Raw genomic sequence first — 762 nt, 5'->3', positions numbered from 1 at the left:
GACGGGGCGGACGTGTTCGTCTACAACTTCTTCAAGGACGGCGATGAAGACGTCATCACCGACTACGAGGACGGCACCGACGGCTTCCTCATCCGCACGATCAGCACGCTGGACGGCACGCCCAACATCGACAATGGCGGCAACGGGGTGCAGGGTTTCCTCGACGCGCTGAACATCACCGACACTGCCGACGGCGCGCAGATGAACGTGGACGGGCACCTGATCCTGGTGGAGAACGTGGCGGCGGCAAACCTGACGCTGGACGATTTCCAGTTCATCTGAACAAGAGGGGCACAGCGAACGACCCGGAGGCCCAAGGTGCCGCCGGACATCCCCTCAGATCAGCTCCGCTGAAATGTTCCGGTCCGCGTTCCGCAAGTTATCCGCTTGTTTAGCTGTCATAACCGGGGTTCTGGAAAACGCCCTTGGCGGGCGTGTATACAGCGTTTCGGCTTGAACTTGAATCATGGGGGATTCCCTTGAGGCGTTAGATGTGATTCATCCTGTTTGGGAGGATGGATCATGTCAGCACCGTTACAATCTGCGCTTCGAGCGCGGTTTCAGAGATACATTGAAGGAGGGTTGAGCGGGCGGGCGGCTGCGTTGCGTCTGAAGGTTTCGCCGGCCACGGGCGCAAGGTGGGCGCAGCAGGTGAGGACCAAAGTGAACCGTCCCGGGTTTCCGAGAGGCTTTTCTGTTCAAAACCTACGCGGCGTTTTCAAGAGCATTCATCTCTGCATGGAACTCATCCTCCACTTCCTG

Annotated in this window: 1 pseudogene; it reads left to right on the top strand. The window is 58.7% G+C overall.

The features are described 5' to 3' along the window. Positions 1–282: pseudogene (locus ACH107_RS33265) on the top strand (hypothetical protein); the annotation flags it as partial. Positions 283–762: the final 480 nt, after the last annotated feature.

This window comes from Roseovarius halophilus (ex Wu et al. 2025), from assembly GCF_047086965.1.
This window is presented reverse-complemented; position numbering and strand designations above follow the sequence as displayed.